The following is an 18129-nucleotide window of genomic DNA, read 5'->3' as shown; positions in this document are numbered from 1 at the left end:
GATGCGGCGAAAAAGGACATCGACCTTTCTGTTTGCCGGTGCGCTTGCCGCCCTCTGGGGATCGGCCATGGCGGCCGAGCCGCAGACTGCGGATGGTCTTGAGCCCTACCAGATGATGCGCTCGCTGCAGTTCGTGCAGGATACCGTGGTGATGGGTGACCATTCCGCGGCCGAGATGCAGCGCTTCATGCTGTCTGCCCTCGACAAGCGGCTGCGCACCATCAATCCTGCTGCGTTTGACGATCCTCGCAATGTCGATGCCGCGCTGATCTATGCCATGAGCGGGGGCAATCCCGCGACGCTCGAATTTCTGGTGGCAAAGGATGTGTCCGGCCATTTCGATACGCGGGTTGTGGACGCCCTGCGCAAGTATCTGAACGGCAAGGGCATGCTGGCCTCGCACAGCTTTGCCAAGATGGTCCCGGAATACCGCAACCAGAGGATCGGCCCCTATCTGGCGCTGGTTGCCGGGAATGTGGCCGTTGCCAAGAGCCCCAAGGATGCGATGGGCTTCTATGACTGGGCGCGCCTGATGGCGCCCGGCACGATCGTCGAGGAGGCGGCGTTGCGCCGTTCCGTGGCGATTGCCGTCGAAGCCAATCTGCCGGACAAGGCGCTGTCCTATGCGCGCCAGTATGCGCGCCGTTTCGTCTTTTCCCCCTATGCCAGCCAGTTCGCCGATCTCTTCGTCCGGCTCGTGGTGGATCATTTCGGCACGATCCATGAGGAGGATGTGGACGGCACGCTCGAGGTGATGAACGACGACCGCAGCCGCGAGATCTATCTGCGCATCGCACGCCAGGCGACGATTGCCGGCAAGAGCGATCTCGCCCGCTTTGCAGCGGCGCGTGCGGCCGAACGGGGCAAGGATCTGCCGGCCCGAGACGATTCGCTCGCCCGCCTTTTCGGCGGTGTGGCGCAGCTTCCCGGCGGCAAGGCTCTCGATGCGGCGAAGATCCTGGCCGATATTCCCGATGCCGTGCTGAGCCCCGAGGACCGGGCACTGAGAGCCGCTGCCCAGCGGGTTGCGGAAGAGGTTCTGCGGCCGCCCGTGGCCGAAAGCTTCGGGCAAGACGACGCTGACACAGTGAAGAATGACATCAGCGGAGAAACCGTCTCCGCCGTCTCCGGCGATGGCAAGGCCGGAACCGCCGCATCCGCCAGCCCTTCGGGCAAGGCGGGCGCTCCGAAGCTCGATCCTGACTTCCAGACCTATGTCGATAGGGGCCATTCGACGCTGAATGCCATCGACGATCTGTTGAAGGAGGAGAAGTAATTCCATGGTTGCTGTTGATGTGACGGCGCGGGCTGCGGCCAGCGATCCCTCCTCTGCGTCCAAGATTCCCGCCGGCGGCCGCTCCGAAGGCGGCGAGGGCGGGTTTGGCAGCGCACTGGAAAGCCTGGAACAGGGCAACCGTCGCATGGCCGGCGAGCGCGGCGATCGGGACGGGCATTCATCCTTCGGACAGAAGGACGAGGGCGGGCAGGACGCAGGCCAGACATCCAGAAGCCGTATCGATCTCAGCGCCGCCGCGCTTGCGCGGTCGCGAAGCCTTGCCGCCGGTCAGTCCGGGCAGGCGGTCGCACGGCAGAATGACAAGGCAACCGCCGACACCGACACCCTTCATGCGGAAGCGCCGGAAAGCTCCCGTCTCAGATCGAACAAGTCCGCAGACGCGGCCGCCGGCACAACGCGGCGCCCGTCGCGCGAGGCCGGGAGATCGGCCGGCGATGAGAGCGAGACGGTTGACGCCCGCATGCCTGAGCCCTCTGAGGCCAGAACGCCGACAGCCGAACTGGCAAGCGTGCTGACCATGCTGGCCGGGGGAGGGCAGGCGGATGGGGCTGCGATGCCGAAGGCCACCAGCATGCCCGTGCGTACCGGTGGCCGCTCGTCGGGCGAAGAGAACCGCGGTGAACGCAGCCAGATGGTGTCCGCCACGGCAGCCAACGAACTTGCGGCGCTGTCCGGCGAACCGCAGAGTGTCGTCCTGCCGAGCGACCAGAGCCTTTCGACGGACGAGCGGACCTTCCGCTTCTCCTCCGGACGCGGCAAGGGCGCCAGCATGGACATGGTGATCGGCACGGACCGGCAGGGTCTTGCCACGGTGGAGACCCGCAGTGGTACGACCGGTCAGGCGGAAACCATCGCCGTGCTGGATGCGCGCCGCTTCCTGGGCTTTGGCCAGTCGGTCAACGGCGCCGCGCTGACGGCCGCGATGTCTGGCGATCCGGAATGGGCCGGCGCCATGCAGCCCGGTGCCTCGCTGTCCAATGCGGCGGCACAGAGCAGCACCGGCAACGTGGTCAATACGCTGAAGCTGCAGATGACGCCGATCGATCTTGGCACCGTCACCGCCACGCTGCGGCTGGTGGGTGACGAACTCAGCGTGCAGCTGACCGTGGAGAACCGCGCGGCGCACAAGCAACTGACGCAGGACAGCAGCGGTATCCTGGACGCACTGCGTGCCCAGGGCTTCTCCGTGGACCAGGTGACGGTTTCCATCGCACCGGCGTCCTCGGTGACGCAGCCCGCCCAGCAGGACGCGCTGGGACAGCAGGCGGGGCCGGGCTCCGGCCAGGGGCAGGGTGGCCAGCCGGGACGTGAACAGCAATCCTCCCAGCCGGGAGGCGGATCTACTGCGGGAATGTTCGAGAATGAAACTGCGACGGATCATGGCGCTGCCGGCACTGGCAGCGCTCGCCCTGACCATCTCTACGTCTGAGGTCCTTGCCGTTGCGCCTGGCGCCTGCGAGACGGAAATCCAGTCGGCCGCCGCCAAGTATGGCATACCGGAAGGCATCCTCTATTCGGTCGGTCTCACTGAGACCGGCCGGAAGGGCAGCCTCTATCCATGGGCACTCAATATCGAGGGCAAGGCCTATTTCCCGGACAACCGCGCACAGGCCATGCAAGCCTTTCTGGCGGCAGAACGGGAGGGGCGCAAGCTCATCGACATCGGCTGCATGCAGATCAACCACCATTTCCACGGCGAGAATTTCCGCTCGGCAGACGAGATGTTCGATCCGAAACGCAACGTGGAATATGCCGCGCAGTTCCTGCGCAACCTTCATGACAGGCACGAGACCTGGACAATGGCGGTAGCCCGTTACCATGCGGGACCCAACAACGACCCTGCCCAGAAGCGTTACGTCTGCCGCGTGATCGCCAATCTGGTGGCCACGGGCTACGGAAAATGGACGCCCGGCGCGGCCGATTTTTGTCGTTGATAGCAACCTTGAGTTGATTGACTGGTGCTTCGAAGCGCCTTGCCATGCCTTTGCCACGGGTTGGTTCAAAACGTGGCAGGCTAGAGGTGTCGTCATAAAAAATTAACGTTTCTGCGTCACGCTTGTGCCGTTTCGGGGTTTTGCCTACTAAATGTGGGCCAAATCGCGACACAATGGTTAATCAACTCTTAAATTCTATGGTTAACTTTGTGTAGTTGTCCGAGAATCCCTCGATTCGTACGCATACTTCATCGAGGCACCACACTGATTCGGAGGCGGACGAATGATCGTAGTGGTTGATGAGCGTGAGCTTGTTAAAGACGGTTACACTTCACTGTTTGGGCGCGAGGGAGTTCCCTCGACAGGGTTTGACCCGAAGGAGTTCGGGGAATGGGTCAACACGGCGGCCGATACCGATATCGACGCTGTCGAGGCATTCCTCATCGGGCAGACCGAGCGTTCCCTGGAACTGCCGCGGGCCATCCGCGACCGGACCCAGGCCCCGGTGATCGCAGTCAGCGATCATCACTCGCTGGAAGCGACACTGGCATTGTTCGACAGCGGCGTCGATGATGTCGTGCGCAAGCCGGTGCACCCCCGCGAGATCCTGGCACGCGCTGCGGCGATCCGCCGGCGCCTGAAGGCCATCGCAAACTACACCGATATCGGCCCGATCCGCGTGTTCTCCGATGGACGCGATCCGGAAATCCAGGGCGAAATCTTCCCCCTGCCGCGCCGCGAGCGCCGCATCCTCGAATACCTCGTCGCCAATCGCGGCCGTCGTGTTTCGAAGACGCAGATCTTCAACGCGATCTACGGCATCTTCGACGAGGAAGTTGAAGAGAACGTGGTCGAAAGCCACATCAGCAAGCTGCGCAAGAAGCTGCGCAAGAAGCTCGGCTTCGATCCGATCGATTCCAAGCGCTTCCTCGGTTACTGCATCGACTGGAACTGAGACAGCTCACCCGCCAGAAAGGCGGGACTTCAGCAAAAGTTAAACATCTGCAACCCCGGAAATCGACGTCGGTTTCCGGGGTTGTATTTTAGGTTCTGCCGAAGGGAAGGCGAGGCCACTCGCGCAAGCGATGCGGGTCGATCGATCGGGAAGGGCTGCAGAGGAGGTCTGCCACGGGAGCGACACAGACAGCTTCACGCAAGGCCCGTGATCTAGGGTCGCCAGCATAGGCAGAACGGGGATTTGATATGAGCCTTTATGGAACGATGCGCACCGGTGTATCCGGCATGAACGCCCAGGCGAACCGCCTTGGTACGGTCGGCGACAACATCGCCAATTCGAGCACGATCGGATACAAGAAGGCATCCACCCAGTTTTCATCGATGATTCTGCCCTCTTCGAACGGCAGCTACAATTCCGGCGGCGTCGATACGGTCGTCCGCTACTCCATCAACGACCAGGGCTCGTTCAGCTACACCACCTCCAGCACCGATCTCGCGATCAACGGCGAAGGCTTCTTCATCGTCGAGGGGGCAGATGGCGCCGACTACCTGACGCGCGCCGGCAATTTCGAGGTGCAGGACGACGGCACGCTGAAGAATGCCGCCGGCTACAAGCTGATGGGCTACCCCTATTCCTCGACCGAGGATCCGACCATCGTCATCAACGGCTTCCAGGGTCTCAGCGAGATCAATGTCTCGGCCGGCGGCCTGCAGGCAACACCGTCGAAGCAGGGCAGCCTGTCCGGCAACCTGCCGACCAACGAAGCGGTGGGCTACACCAAGTCGTCATCGGTCGTCGCCTATGACTCGCAGGGCAATTCGCGCCTGCTCAACCTCACCTACACCAAGACCGCAGACAATACCTGGACCCTCGACGTCCAGTACAACGGCGTCTCGGTGACCGGCCAGGCGGTGACGGCTTCGACCACCTCGGCCGTCAGCGGCAACCTCAACAACACCGCTGCGACCGGCACCACCTACACCACGAAGTCGATTGCCTATGGCAGCGACGGCGCGGCCCATACGCTGAGCTACAACTATACCAAGACGGCGGCAGGCTGGAACCTCGACGTGCTCGACGGCACCACATCGGTCGGCACCTCCGCGCTGACCTTCGACGGCGCCGGCAACCTGACCAGTTCCTCCTCGCTCACCACGACCGCGAACGGCACGCTCGGCGCGCTGACGGTCGACCTTTCAGGCCTCAAGGAAGGCAGCAGCGTCACATCCGTCTCGGGTTCCACGAACGGCAACGGGTCGGGTTACGAACTCAGCTTCGGCGGCAGCGGCAAGCTGACCTCGCCGACCAGCATCACCACCACGGCGCAGTCGATCGGGGGAGCAACCCTCAGCGGCCTCACGATCGATCTCACCGGGCTTTCTCAGCTGGGCTCCGCCTATTCGGCGGAAGGCGATATCGACGGCAAGGGCGCCAGCGCTGTCGACAAGGTCGAGATCAGCAAGGATGGCATCGTCTCGATCCTCTACAAGAACGGCCAGTCCATCCCGAGCTACCGCATCGCCATGGCGAATGTGCAGAGCCCGAACAACCTCACGCCGCTCGCGGGCAATGTCTACACGCAGAGCAACGATTCCGGGGTCATCGTCATGGGCTATGCCGGCACCAGCGGCTACGGCCAGATCCTGTCCGGCGCGCTGGAGAACTCCAACGTCGATATCGGCGAGGAGCTGACCTCGATGATCGAGGCGCAACGCAATTACACGGCAAACTCGAAGGTTTTCCAGACCGGTTCCGAACTCCTTGAAACGCTGGTCAACCTCAAGAGGTAACCGTCGTCCGTTCCGTAAAGGCTTAGTACAATGTCGCTTTCCACAGCACTGTCCACGGCTCAGTCGATCTTCAACAACACCGGCTCCCAGACGGCGGTGACATCGACGAACATTTCGAACGTGCAGAACCCGGATTACATCCGGCGGACTGCCGTTCTGGTCACCGCGGGGAACGGCGCACTCGTTGCCAGCACGGAGCGGGCGCAGAATGCCACGCTGTTCCGTCAGACCATCACCAGCACTTCGCAGGCGAGCGGTCAGGAAACGCTTCTGTCGGGCCTCAAGGAACTGCGCAGCCTGCTCGGCAACAACGACTATGACAGCTCGCCGAGCGCGCGGCTGTCCAAGCTCGTCAGCAATCTCGATGCCTATGCGGCCAAGCCGAATGAGGGGACGCTGGCCTCCACGGTGGTTTCGTCCGCCCAGGATGTCGCGGATACGCTGAACAATGCCTCCGCAGAAGTGCAGGGCGTGCGCGCTCGCGCCGACGCACAGATCAAGACGCAGGTCGACAAGCTCAATACCCTGCTGTCGAAGTTCGAAAGCGCCAACAACGAGGTGATGCGCGCCACCATCTCCGGCTCGGACGGCAACAACGCCCTCGATACCCGCGACGGCCTGCTGAAGCAGATCTCCGATATCGTCGGCATCTCTACCGTCACCCGTGCCAACAATGATGTGGCCATCTATACCTCCGACGGCACCACGCTGTTCGAGACGATCCCGCGCACGGTGTCCTTCAGTGCCACAGCCACCTATACGGCGACCGTCACCGGCAATTCGATCTATGTCGATGGCGTGGCCATGCAGGCCGGCACGGGCGCAGATACCGATGCGCAGGGCTCCCTGCAGGCGCTTCTGCAGATCCGCGACGACGTGGCCCCCAAGTTCCAGGCGCAACTGGATGAGATCGCCCGCGGCGTGATCGTTTCCTTCGCCGAAACGGGCCCGGGTGGCACTCTGCCCGCCAAGGCCGGTCTGTTCACCAACGGCATTGATGACAGCGTGGCGACATCGGCCACCATCGTGCCGGGTCTTGCTGCCTCGATCTCGGTCAACGCAGCAGCCAAGGCCAAGCCGCAGACCGTGCGCGACGGGGGCATGAACGGGGCGGCATACCTGGTCAACACCACGGCCGCCACCGGCTTCTCGACCCTTCTCGACGGCTATTCCCAGGCGCTGCAGACCAAGCAGAGCTTCGATCCGGCAACAGGCATTGAGGGAAGCTTCGACGTCATCTCGTTTGCCTCGGATTCGGCCGGCTGGCTGGAAAACCTGCGCAGCACGGCAACTGCTGCGGATGAAACCAAGTCGGCCGCCAAGTCGCGCGCCGTCGAGGCGCATTCCAGCGAGAGCGGCGTCAGCCTCGACGAGGAACTCTCCCTGCTGCTCGACATCGAGCAATCCTACAAGGCCGCGACGAAACTGGTCAGCACCATCGATGAAATGATGAAGGCGCTGCTGGATATGGCGAGGTAAGATCATGAAGACATCGTTCACATCCACCGTCTCCGTCCAGACCAGCCTGCGCCAGGCCATGGCCAAGGCCCAGAGTGATCTGGTCAAGGCCAATACGGAAGTCACCACCGGTGTGCATGCCGACATGGGCGTCGCACTTGGCGGCGCCACCTCGCGCAACATTGACCTGACCCGTGACGTCCAGCGCATCGAGGCTCAGCAGACCACCAATTCCGTGGCCAAGCAGCGTCTCGATTCCTCCGAAGAATCGCTGAAGCGTCTCGGGGATCTCAGCCAGAAGGTGCTCGATTCGCTCGCGGCGCTGACCAGCAGTACCTCGACGCTCGGCGATGCGCGGGCCACGATCTCCAACGCGCTCGATGCCTTCACCGACATCGCCAACACATCCGTGACCGGCGAATACCTGTTCTCCGGCACCAATACCGATGTGAAGCCTCTGGTCTCCTTTTCCGCCAGTGGCTCGCCGTTCAAGGCAGCGGTTGATGCGGAGCTGAACAATTATCTGTCCACCAACGGCATCGCGGCCGCCAAGGACATGACGCCGACCCAGATGCAGACATTCCTCGATGACCTGCAGTCGAAGTTCAACGGTACCACGCCGCTGACCGACCCGCCGCATACGGGGCTGGGCGGTCAGGACTTCTGGTCGACCTTCGTCTCCGACGCCTCGTCGACCAACATGACGACGCGGATCAGCGCGACGGAAGTGGTGGCGACATCGACCACCGCGAACACGCCGGGCTTCCGCAACTTCGTCTTTGCCTCGGTGGTGGGCAGCCAGTTCCTCAGCGACGACATGCCGGAAAACGTCCGCACCGTCATCAGCAATTCGGCCACCTCGGCCATCGGCAAGGCGATCTCCGGCATCAATTACCAGCGCTCGGACATCGGCCTGTCGTCGCAGCGCGTCAAGGAAGCCGACGATTCGCTGGCGGCGCAGAAGACGATCATCGAGACGCATCTCAACGATCTCCAGGGTGTGGATGCCTACGAGGCCTCCACCCGCGTGACGTCGCTGCAGGCGCTGCTCGAAGCGGCCTACACCCTCACATCCCGAATTCAGAAGCTGAGCCTCGTAAACTTCCTTTGATGGCAAAGGGAAGTTCGTGAAAATGAAGGATACATGAATGTACCAGTTTTCATATGCCGAGATCATGGAGGACAACGTCGCTGACGCCAAGTCCCGTGAGCGGCAGGCCCTCGATCGATCGATAGAGCTGCTGAAGGCGGCACGCGACGCACCGGACTATTCGCGCGCTGCCATCGAAGCTCTTTTTTATACCCGGCGCGTTTGGATCAGGTTCATCGAGGACCTGCGCCAGCCGGAAAACGAACTGAATGTCGAACTTCGCGCCAACCTGATCTCCATCGCCCTGTGGATTCTCAAGGAGTGCGAAAAGATAAGGCGGCGCCAGTCCGACAACTTCCAGGGCCTCATCGACGTGACAACCATCATCAGGGATGGACTTAAATGAAAAGCACTCTGCGCATCTCGCTGAAATCGGGCGAAAGAATCTTCATCAACGGGGCCGTTTTGCGCGTGGATCGCAAGGTCGCGCTCGAATTCCTCAACGACGTGACCTTCCTGCTCGAAAACCATGTCCTGCAGCTGGAAGACGCCACGACGCCGCTGCGCCAGCTCTACTTCATCGCCCAGATGATGCTGATCAACCCGGAAGGCAAGGAGCAGTCGCTCTCCATGTTCCGCAAGTCGATCACCATGCTGCTCTCCTGCTTCCAGAACGAGGAAGTCCTGGCGGAACTGAAGCGCATTGACGCCATGGTGGTGAGCGGTCGCGCCTTCGACGCACTGAAGGCCATCCGCGGCCTCTATGCCATCGAGGACCGCATCCTCAACAGCCATGAGATGACGCCGGCGACCGTGGAACAGATTCGCCGGGAGATCGCTCCATGGCGGTAGAATCGGTCACGTCCAGCACGGCGGCCTCCAATCCCTGGGCGGGGGCTGCGGCCTCCACCAGCGATGCCAGCAAGGCAAGCCTGAACTACAACAGCTTCCTGAAGCTGCTCATCGCCCAGATGAAGAACCAGGATCCGACCTCGCCGATGGACGCGTCCCAGCAGATTTCCCAGCTGGCCTCCTTCTCGCAGGTGGAGCAGACGATCCAGACCAACACCCACCTGAAGAGCATGCTTCAGGCCGAGGCTCTCACGCGCGCCGGCGACCTCGTCGGCAAGTACATCATGAGCGCCGACGACAAGGTGATGGGCAAGGTCAAGGAAGTCCAGGTCTATTCGGACGGCGTGATGGCTGTGACCGAAGGCGGCGACAAGGTCCTGCTGCAGGCCGGCGTTGTCGTGTCGGACCAGGCGATCCAGGCGGGAACGTCATCCACGGAAACCCAAACCAGCGGCTCCTGACCGGGAGCCGCCTCGACGCCGGAACCGGATCCCGGTAGAACGGGATCCATCGAATCGCTGCCATGACGGCAGCCACGGAGTGGCTCTCATGAATGAAGCCGATGCACTCGAAATCATGCAGGCGGCCATGCGCACGGTCCTGATCGCATCAGGCCCCGCGATCCTTGCCGCCATGGTGGTGGGCGTCGGCGTTGCCTTCCTGCAGGCGCTGACCCAGGTGCAGGAAATGACGCTGACCTTCGTGCCGAAGATCGTCGCCATCCTGCTCGCGGTCGGGTTGACGGCGCCGTTCATCGGCAGCCAGATCAACCTTTTCTCCCAGCTCGTCTTCTCGCGCATCCAGTCCGGCTTCTGAGGTCGGGGCCGCACCTGCCTCGCGCAAGCTTCACCGTCTAGGCTTCAGATGAACCGGCGTGACATGCGTTGCGCCGCCATCTCATGAAGAGACGGATTCCATGGCGCAACCACCTGCACTCTCCATTCCCAAGGTCAGTCCCAACGGCCGGGACATTGGCTTCGCACTTGGCATCATCGCCATTCTCTGCATCCTCTTCCTGCCGATCCCGACCTTTCTGATCGACATGGGACTGGCCTTTTCCATCGCCTTTTCCGTGCTGATCCTGATGGTGGCGCTGTGGATCCAGAGGCCGCTGGACTTCTCGTCCTTCCCGACCATCCTGCTGATTTCCACGATGATCCGCCTGTCGCTCAACATCGCGACGACGCGCACCATCCTGACGCACGGCCACGAGGGGCATGATGCGGCAGGCGGCGTGATCGCGGGCTTTGCCTCGCTGGTGATGTCCGGCGACTTCATGATCGGGGTGATCGTCTTCATGATCCTCGTGACGGTGAACTTCATCGTCATCACCAAGGGTGCAACACGTATCGCCGAAGTCGGCGCCCGCTTCACCCTCGATGCCATTCCCGGCAAGCAGATGTCGATCGACGCGGATCTTTCCGCCGGCATCATCGATGAGAAAGAGGCGCAGCGCCGCCGCCGGGAACTGGAAGAGGAGAGCATGTTCTTCGGCGCCATGGACGGTGCCTCGAAATTCGTGCGTGGCGATGCGGTCGCGGGTCTCATCATCACCGCCATCAACATCTTCGGCGGCATCGTCATCGGCTATTTCCGCCATGGCATGCCGATCGGCGAGGCGGCCGACGTGTTCGTCAAGCTGTCGGTCGGCGATGGCATCGTCTCCCAGGTGCCGGCCCTCATCGTTTCGCTGGCAGCCGGCCTCCTCGTGTCGCGCGGCGGCACGCCCGGCACGGCCGACAAGGCGGTGCTCGACCAGCTGGGCGGTTATCCGCGTGCGCTTTCTCTGGCTGCTGCCCTGATGGGCATTCTGGCGCTCGTCCCGGGCCTGCCCTTCGTTCCCTTTGTGGCCCTCGGCGGCATCATGGCCTTTGGCGCCTGGATCGTGCCGCGCCGTCTGGAGGCGGAAAACAAGCTGCGCCGCGAGACGGAGGAGAAGAAGGTCAGCCAGACGAAGGAGGCCGACAAGGATTCGGTCAAGTCGATGCTGCGTACCTCCGAGATCGAGCTGGCGCTTGGCAAGCAGGTCTCCACCCGCCTTCTCGGCGCGCACCAGGAACTGGCCTTCCGGGTCGGCAAGATGCGCAAGAAATTCGCCAGCCAGTACGGCTTCGTCGTTCCCGAGATCAAGGTCACCGACGACATCTCCATTCCGGAAAAGTCCTACCAGATCCGCATTCACGGCACGACGATCGCCTCCAACACGCTCAGGGTCGGCGATGTGCTGGTGGTGACCGGGTCCGGCCGCAAGCCGTCGATCCCCGGCGACGAGATCCGCGAGCCGGCCTTCGGCATGCCGGCGGTCTCGATCCTCGAGGCCTTTGCCGACGATCTGAAGCGTGAGGGTTTCCACCCCATCGACAACGTGTCGGTGGTGCTGACGCATCTCTCCGAAGTGATCCGCAACAACCTTCCGCAGCTTCTCTCCTACAAGGATGTGAAGATCCTGATCGACCGGCTGGATCCGGAATACAAGAAACTGGCCGACGAGATCTGCTCCTCGCACATGTCCTATTCCGGGCTGCAGGCGGTGCTGAAGCTGCTGCTGGCCGAAAGGGTCTCGATCCGCAACCTTCATCTCATCCTGGAAGCCGTGGCCGAGCTTGCGCCGCATGTGCGCAAGACCGAGCAGATCGTCGAACATGTGCGCGTGCGCATGGCCCAGCAGCTGTGCGGCGATCTGGCCGACAATGGCGTGCTCCGGGTTCTGCGCCTTGGCAGCAAGTGGGATCTCCTTTTCCATCAGGCGCTGAAGCGCGATCCCAAGGGCGAGGTCGTCGAATTCGACATCGATCCGCGCGCGCTCGAGGAATTCAGCGAGCAGGCAAGCCGCGTGATCCGCGAATTCATGGATCGCGGTCTGCCATTCGTCCTGGTGACCTCGCCTGAAACGCGCTCCTATGTCAGAATGATCATCGAACGCCTGTTTGCAACGCTTCCCGTTCTCTCGCATGTGGAACTGGCAAAGGGGCTCGACATCAAGATTCTGGGCTCGATTTCATGATTACAGACCCGCAGGGGACGATGCTGGCGCTCTTCCTGGCCTTTTGCCGCATGGGGGGCTGCATCATGACCCTGCCGGGTTTTTCAAGCGCCAGGCTTTCGCCCAATGTACGGCTGTTCCTGGCGGTCGCGGTGTCGATGGCGATCCTTCCGATGATCTGGGACAGCGTCTATCCGGCGGCATCATCGCCCGGCGCCACCTATGTCGGGCTGATCTTTTCCGAAACCATGATCGGCATCGTCTACGGCATGATCGCCCGCATCTACGTGCTCGGCCTGCAGTTTGCCGGTGCGATCCTCACCATGGCGATCGGTTTCACGGCGCCGGGCGGTCACGACATTCTGGAAGACACATCGGAAACCTCCGTCACCAGCCTGATCGTGTTCTGCGGCCTGATGCTGCTGTTCATCATGGACTTCCACCACATCGTCTTCCGGGCGCTTCTCGATTCCTACGGGGCGACCCCGGTCGGCGCGATCATCGAACCGCAGAAGATGCTGATCACGCTCACCGATACGCTGCGCGCCTCCACCTCCATCATGCTCCGGCTGGCAAGCCCCTTCCTGATTTTCGGCCTGCTGTTCAACGTGGCGATCGGCCTGGTCAACAAGCTCGCGCCGCAGATCCCGGTCTATTTCATTTCCACCCCCTATCTCGTCACCGGCGGCATCTTCATGCTCTACCTTGCCATTGCCGCGCTCATGCGGCAGTTCGCGCAAGGGTTCGCGCCGGTCTTCAACTCCTTCTGAGGCGATCATGGCAGACAGCGGTCAGGTCCGGTCCCGCAAGCTGAAACGGCTCGTTGCCGTGCAGCGCCATCTGGAAAAAATGGCCGAAAGCGAGCTTTCCGCGGTGACCCGGCAGCGCGCCGAAGTGGGCGAGCAGATGGATCTGGTCATCGAGGCCATCGGCTCCATGACGCCGCTGCACATGCAGTTCTCCCGCCACCATTCGGAACGTTTCGGCCGGCTGATGATCCGTGACAGTCAGCTTGGCGGCGTGCAGCAGGTGCTGGAAGCGCAGGTGCTGCGCGAGCGCACCAAGGGCGACCGGCTGGAGGAGCACATGAAGGAAGCCCGCAGCCTGGAAGACCGCGAACAGGATGATTCGACCCTTTACGACCTGCTGGACCTGACGATGGCCGGCGCAAAACGCGAAAATTCCGAGCCTTTGTAAGTTTTAGCCGGCGCTTACGCCGTCCTTCGTCGCCACGCCAGCCTAAAGCAAGCTTCATCCCGCATAGTCTCGCCACTCAGACGAAAGGAAGTTCTAGTGGCGATCTCTCCTCCCAGCGATCTCGTGATGGATGTCCTGCGGGCTGCAGACCCGACCGAGGTGCAGGCAGCCCAGGCAAAGCTCAAGGCAAACCGCGCGGCCTTTGCCGCCACCAGTCTCGCATCGGCCGACAAGGGGTTTGCGGTAACCGTCGACCGGATCGACCAGACCGGCACCCGGGCCAGCCTGCACCGCGCCGAGGGTGCGGACAAGGCCGCCAAGATGCCCGAGGAATACCGCAAGTTCGAAGCCTCGGTGCTGCAGACCTTTGTCAACTCGATCCTGCCCAGCGACAGCGAGCAGGTCTATGGCAAGGGATCTGCCGGCGAATTCTGGAAGAGCATGATGTCGGAGCAGATTGCCAACCAGATCAGCAAGAGTGGCGGTGTCGGCATTGCAGAGCAGGTCTATTCGCAGTCCCTGCAGAAGCTGCGCAACGAAGGCGAACTCAACGCCCGCACCGATGAGACGGAGCGCAGCCGCACTCTGTCCATGATCAACGATTTTGAACGAAAAGCCCTCAACCTGGCACCGGCAGATCGGAGCGAGGCATGACAACGCAGCACGGCGGGACCGAACATATGGAAGTTATCTCGAATGATTATCGCATCAAGACAGTCCTTGGCCGGCTGGAGATGATCATCGACAATGAAAATGAGCGGATCGGCAAGGATCCGCAATTCGACCTGAAGGTCTCCAACGCGCACAAGAGCCGGTGCCTCTACGAGCTGACCATGCTGTTCCGCAGCACCAGCCCGGAGGAATTCGCCGTCAACCACATCGAGCAGATGCATGCGCTGAAGGGCAAGCTCGCACTCAATGCCCGCCGTGTGGAAGCCCATCTCAATGCCGTGCGCACCGTGGCCGATCTTCTGAAGAATGCCGTGCGCGATGCCGATGGCGATGGCACCTACACCCAAGAACAGTTCTACTATAGCGAATCCTGATGGTTAAGCTGCTCCTTACCGGTTTGTGGGTCTGTGCCGTGTCGCTGGGCGCGGTGTTTTTCTCCGTGAAGATGGCGGCGCCGCCCCCGCCGGTGGATCAGTCGCAGCTGCTGAAGGACAAGAGCGATCTCGTCAAGGGCGAGGTCATCAACGTGCCCGTCCTCGCCAATGGCGCCGTGCAGGGCTATTTCATCACCCGCATTTCCTTCCTGATGGACAAGGAAAAGGTGAAGGGCCTGCACCTGCCGATGACCGAACTGATGACCGACGAACTGTTCACGCTGCTCGTCGGGGATCGCATGGTAGACCTCACCAACGTGAAATCCTTCGATCTCGAAGGCTTCAAGAAGCGGGTGAAGGAGAACCTCAACAAGAAGTTCGGCGACGACTATGTCATCGAGCCCCTGGTGGAGCAGATCGACTACCTGTCCAAGGATGATATCCGCGCCAACAGCGACCGCCCGCAGGGCAAGCAGGTGATGCCGACCAAGATCGTCGAAGGCGTCAAGGTCGACGCCGCCCCCGCCAAAAGCGGGCACTGACATCAATCGGATGCCGTTGCCGTTCGCCACGCCCGCCCTCCGGCGGGCGTTGTCGTTAACGCACCCGCAAACACGTCACTCGGATTCGATCCTCCGGTTTAAGCCGGGTTTCACGCAGGACTGCTAGGGAGAACAGATCAGCTTTTCCGCAGTTTCGAGCGTCCGATGCAGCACGATCGCGCCATGCCAGCCCCCCATCGCCTGCCCGACAGGGCCGGAGGTCCTTTGCCGGCTGTGCGTCCGCAGATGGCCGCTTCGGTTTCGCCGGTCCTTGCGGTGCGTCAGGACGGGCGAAGGGCCTTCGGGCTCTCTTTTCCGACGCTGGGCTGGGCTGACAGTCTTGCCATGCTGGAGGCCGCTGCAGAGCTTAGGGTGGGGTGTCGCGCGGTCACCTTCCTCACTTTGTCCGGCCTCCTTCGGGCCTTGATCAATCCGCTCTATCGCGCGCGGCTTGGCGGACACGTTCTTCTGCCGGCAGACCGCGCCGTGACGGTCCTTCTTCGTCTGGTGCGGCCGCGCGCTGCCATTGCGTCCCTTACCCCAGACCGCTTCGTGCCGTCGCTGTTGACCTTCATGGACCATCGGCGCCGTATTCTGCTGATCGGCGCGGACAGGAGCCGCCTGGAGGCGGCGCGCCGGCGGCTCAAGGCGCATGCCCCCTGGCATGACATTTCGACGCTTGCCATGACGGGTCCGTTTCCCGGGCGGGCCGCGTCGCCGCTCGATGCGGCCCTCGAAGCAACGGCTGCCGATATGGTGATTGCCGATGCGCGTGACGAGGCCGAGGAACGGCGGCTTGAGGATTTCCTCGCCTTCCGCCATGACGGACTTCTGCTGCTGGCAAGCGAGATCTTCCGTGCTGCGGGCAATAACTGAGATTAACCGTTTGTTTGCCAAAAAAATTTAGAGTTTTCCCATGCGGAAGCCGACCTGTGGGGAGCCAGCGTGCTGGTCCCGAGTGGTTTCTTCCGGGAAATGGCGATCCGGCCGTCGCATGAGGCGTCGCCGATCGACGTGCGGACCTTTCCGACCGGGTCCGATCCTTCCCTCCAGCGCCATGATCGGCGACATCCGGTTTGCGACCGTGCGGTTCTTTCGTCGCCTTGCCCCTGCCGGGCAGGCGGCTGCAGCCGTCATGGTTCCCGTCAGGCCGGCTTCCGCCGCGAACACGGGACAGGCGCACCGCTTCTGCCGCCTCGGGAATGGACTGGCTCATGCACGTTTCGACGCATCTGCAACGCTCTGCCCCAGAGCCGCGCCCGCCTGCTGCGCATTTCGTCGCGAAAGGTCGCCGTCTTGCCCCTGCCTTGCTGCTCTTCGCTGGGATCGGCGGAGCGTTGATGCCGCTGGTCCTGCCGGTCGATCTGACGCGCCGGTACGAGGCAGCGGCTCTGCTGCAGGTGGAGACGCTTGCCCCGGGCGGATTGCCGGCCGATACGCTTGTTCCGGCGCTGCGCCGCCTGCTCGCCGATGGTCGCGTGCTGGACGAGATCCGCCAAGCCGCAGATGAGGCGCGGCCGTCCCACGAGCGCACGGCCTCGGCCGGTGTCTCCGGGAATGGTCTTCTTTCGGGTTTCTTCACGCGACAGCCCGGCCTTGCCGAGCGGCTGGGCGTGGCACCGGACTTGCCGGGGCAGATGCTGGTGCGGGCCGATGCCCGCGAGGCGCTGGAGGCTGCACGGCTGGCCAATGCCGCCGCAGCCGTGCTGGCCCGCCATCTCGGACAGCCTGCCACGGGCGAGGCGGATCAGCGCGTGGCGGCTGCGCGCCAGGTGGTGCAGGCCGCCGAAGCGGCTCTTGCCGCAGAAGCCGTAGCGGCCGAGGATCGCCAGCGCTGGCAGGCGGAGGCCGCCCGAAAGGCTGATATCGAGGCAAGGCTGGCGCGTGGCCGCGCGGCACTCGCGGAGGCGCATCTGGCACTCGAGGCCGTGCGCGGGCTGACGCTTGCGGGAGTGCTGGAGACCTCGCCGCCTGCGGCCGCAGGGCTGGACCAGATTGAACCGCTGCGCCGCCAGTTCCTGGATGCCCGCCTGCTGGCAGAGCGGCTTGCCGCCGATCTCGGTCCCCGCCACCCGAAGCTGATTGCGGCGCGTCAGGCGGTCGATGAGGCGAGAGCTGCGATCGGCAAGGCGCTGGAGAATGAACGCAGCCGCCGGCAACAGGAGACTGCCCGCCTCGAAGACGATCTGCGTCGTCTCGGCGAGGAACAGGCCCGTATCGCCGCCCGTCCCGTGTCGGCGGCCGAGCAGCGCCATCGGGAACGGGAGGCGGCCCTGGCCACGGCCCGCGAGGCCCTTTCCGCCGCAGAATCTGCCGCGCGCCGGGCAGAGCCGGCACCTCAGGTCGTTGCCAGCCTTGCCATGCCAGCCCGCGCAGTGGAGGCGACAGCCTCCGGCCTACCGCTCTGGCTCGCCTCGCTGATGGGCAGTCTTGCCGCGCTATGCCTTGCCGCCGCAGCCCTTCCGGGGCGCAGGCCGCAGGAGCAGAATGTCGCAGGCCTCCTGTCATCGCCCGCGTCGACCGTGCCGCAGAATGAGCCCGCCATGGCGACTTCCATAGCCGCTTCCTCGCCGTTTCCGGAAGCTTCCGCCGGGCTGCCCAGACAGTCTGCCGTCGTCGCGTCGGCTCCCCCCAACGAAACCGCGGAGGCGTATGCGCCGCTTCGTTTCACCAGTCTGCTGCCGGTGACGGAAAACGATCTGGCGTCTTTCGCCGACCAAGGCCAGAGCTTGCCGGCGACCGCGCGTGCCGTGGATGAAAGTGCTGCCGCCATGCTGGAGGAACTGTTGCTCTCGCAACGCCAGCCGGCCGGTGCCCATCCGTTGCCATCCTTGCTCGCCGGGATCCTCGACGGTGAGGGCGACGCGGCGCCGCGCCATCGGCCGATGGCCGCCAATGACGACCTGTTGCAGCTTCGCCGCGATCTTGCGCGCCTCCGGGCAGAGGTGACTGCGCTCTCCCAAGCGCTGGCCTAACCGGGGG

The 18129-nt window shown here is 63.1% G+C and carries 19 protein-coding genes; all 19 read left to right on the top strand.

Annotation, left to right across the window (positions count from 1 at the left end):
* The first annotated feature begins 1 nt into the window (after position 1).
* The 19 genes from motC to F3H95_RS04045 all read left to right on the top strand — a co-directional run bounded on the left by motC (position 2) and on the right by F3H95_RS04045 (position 18122).
* A complete protein-coding gene (motC, locus tag F3H95_RS04135) occupies positions 2–1276 on the top strand; it encodes a chemotaxis protein MotC (RefSeq protein WP_149745014.1) in 1275 nt (424 codons plus the stop codon).
* A gap of 4 nt (positions 1277–1280) precedes the next feature.
* Positions 1281–2726, top strand: coding sequence for a flagellar hook-length control protein FliK (locus F3H95_RS04130; RefSeq protein ID WP_149745013.1), 1446 nt, complete (start codon positions 1281–1283; stop codon positions 2724–2726).
* A complete protein-coding gene (locus F3H95_RS04125; RefSeq protein WP_244617864.1) occupies positions 2659–3231 on the top strand; it encodes a transglycosylase SLT domain-containing protein in 573 nt (190 codons plus the stop codon). The genes F3H95_RS04130 and F3H95_RS04125 overlap by 68 nt, the downstream gene beginning before the upstream one ends.
* A 283-nt stretch (positions 3232–3514) precedes the next feature.
* On the top strand, positions 3515–4186 hold the full coding sequence (locus F3H95_RS04120; RefSeq protein WP_142880464.1) for a winged helix-turn-helix domain-containing protein: 672 nt from the start codon (positions 3515–3517) through the stop codon (positions 4184–4186).
* Between the two features lie 248 nt (positions 4187–4434).
* Positions 4435–5979, top strand: a complete 1545-nt coding sequence (locus tag F3H95_RS04115; protein ID WP_149745012.1) for a flagellar hook protein FlgE — start codon at positions 4435–4437, stop codon at positions 5977–5979.
* 30 nt (positions 5980–6009) lie between these two features.
* Positions 6010–7458, top strand: a complete 1449-nt coding sequence (gene flgK, locus F3H95_RS04110) for a flagellar hook-associated protein FlgK (protein ID WP_149745011.1) — start codon at positions 6010–6012, stop codon at positions 7456–7458.
* Between the two features lie 4 nt (positions 7459–7462).
* Positions 7463–8548, top strand: a complete 1086-nt coding sequence (locus F3H95_RS04105) for a flagellar hook-associated family protein (RefSeq protein ID WP_149745010.1) — start codon at positions 7463–7465, stop codon at positions 8546–8548.
* A gap of 37 nt (positions 8549–8585) precedes the next feature.
* The gene (flaF, locus tag F3H95_RS04100) at positions 8586–8933 is read left to right on the top strand and encodes a flagellar biosynthesis regulator FlaF (RefSeq protein ID WP_142880468.1); all 348 of its coding nucleotides are present in this window, start codon (positions 8586–8588) and stop codon (positions 8931–8933) included.
* Positions 8930–9379, top strand: coding sequence for a flagellar biosynthesis repressor FlbT (gene flbT / locus F3H95_RS04095; RefSeq protein ID WP_142880469.1), 450 nt, complete (start codon positions 8930–8932; stop codon positions 9377–9379). Before flaF ends, flbT begins: the two co-directional genes overlap by 4 nt.
* Entirely contained in the window at positions 9370–9840 is a 471-nt protein-coding gene (gene flgD, locus F3H95_RS04090) for a flagellar hook assembly protein FlgD (protein ID WP_142880470.1), read from the top strand. Before flbT ends, flgD begins: the two co-directional genes overlap by 10 nt.
* 88 nt (positions 9841–9928) lie before the next feature.
* Positions 9929–10195, top strand: coding sequence for a flagellar biosynthesis protein FliQ (gene fliQ / locus F3H95_RS04085; protein ID WP_142880471.1), 267 nt, complete (start codon positions 9929–9931; stop codon positions 10193–10195).
* Between the two features lie 100 nt (positions 10196–10295).
* Positions 10296–12383, top strand: a complete 2088-nt coding sequence (gene flhA / locus F3H95_RS04080; RefSeq protein ID WP_142880472.1) for a flagellar biosynthesis protein FlhA — start codon at positions 10296–10298, stop codon at positions 12381–12383.
* Positions 12380–13132 (top strand): flagellar biosynthetic protein FliR, encoded by a 753-nt coding sequence (gene fliR, locus F3H95_RS04075; protein WP_142880473.1) that lies wholly within the window; start codon positions 12380–12382, stop codon positions 13130–13132. The genes flhA and fliR overlap by 4 nt, the downstream gene beginning before the upstream one ends.
* 7 nt (positions 13133–13139) lie before the next feature.
* Positions 13140–13559 carry a hypothetical protein gene (locus tag F3H95_RS04070; RefSeq protein ID WP_142880474.1) on the top strand — a complete coding sequence of 140 codons (420 nt, stop codon included), beginning with the start codon at positions 13140–13142 and terminating at the stop codon, positions 13557–13559.
* A 96-nt stretch (positions 13560–13655) separates the two neighbouring features.
* On the top strand, positions 13656–14213 hold the full coding sequence (locus F3H95_RS04065) for a rod-binding protein (RefSeq protein ID WP_142880475.1): 558 nt from the start codon (positions 13656–13658) through the stop codon (positions 14211–14213).
* A gap of 26 nt (positions 14214–14239) precedes the next feature.
* The gene (locus F3H95_RS04060) at positions 14240–14605 is read left to right on the top strand and encodes a hypothetical protein (RefSeq protein WP_142880500.1); all 366 of its coding nucleotides are present in this window, start codon (positions 14240–14242) and stop codon (positions 14603–14605) included.
* Positions 14605–15147 (top strand): hypothetical protein, encoded by a 543-nt coding sequence (locus F3H95_RS04055; protein ID WP_142880476.1) that lies wholly within the window; start codon positions 14605–14607, stop codon positions 15145–15147. The genes F3H95_RS04060 and F3H95_RS04055 overlap by 1 nt, the downstream gene beginning before the upstream one ends.
* A gap of 225 nt (positions 15148–15372) precedes the next feature.
* A complete protein-coding gene (locus F3H95_RS04050) occupies positions 15373–16023 on the top strand; it encodes a hypothetical protein (RefSeq protein WP_149745009.1) in 651 nt (216 codons plus the stop codon).
* A 464-nt stretch (positions 16024–16487) separates the two neighbouring features.
* Entirely contained in the window at positions 16488–18122 is a 1635-nt protein-coding gene (locus tag F3H95_RS04045; RefSeq protein ID WP_149745008.1) for a hypothetical protein, read from the top strand.
* Positions 18123–18129: the final 7 nt, after the last annotated feature.

It is taken from the genome of Rhizobium sp. RU35A (assembly GCF_900156005.1).
GTDB lineage: Bacteria > Pseudomonadota > Alphaproteobacteria > Rhizobiales > Rhizobiaceae > Neorhizobium > Neorhizobium straminoryzae.
This window is presented reverse-complemented; position numbering and strand designations above follow the sequence as displayed.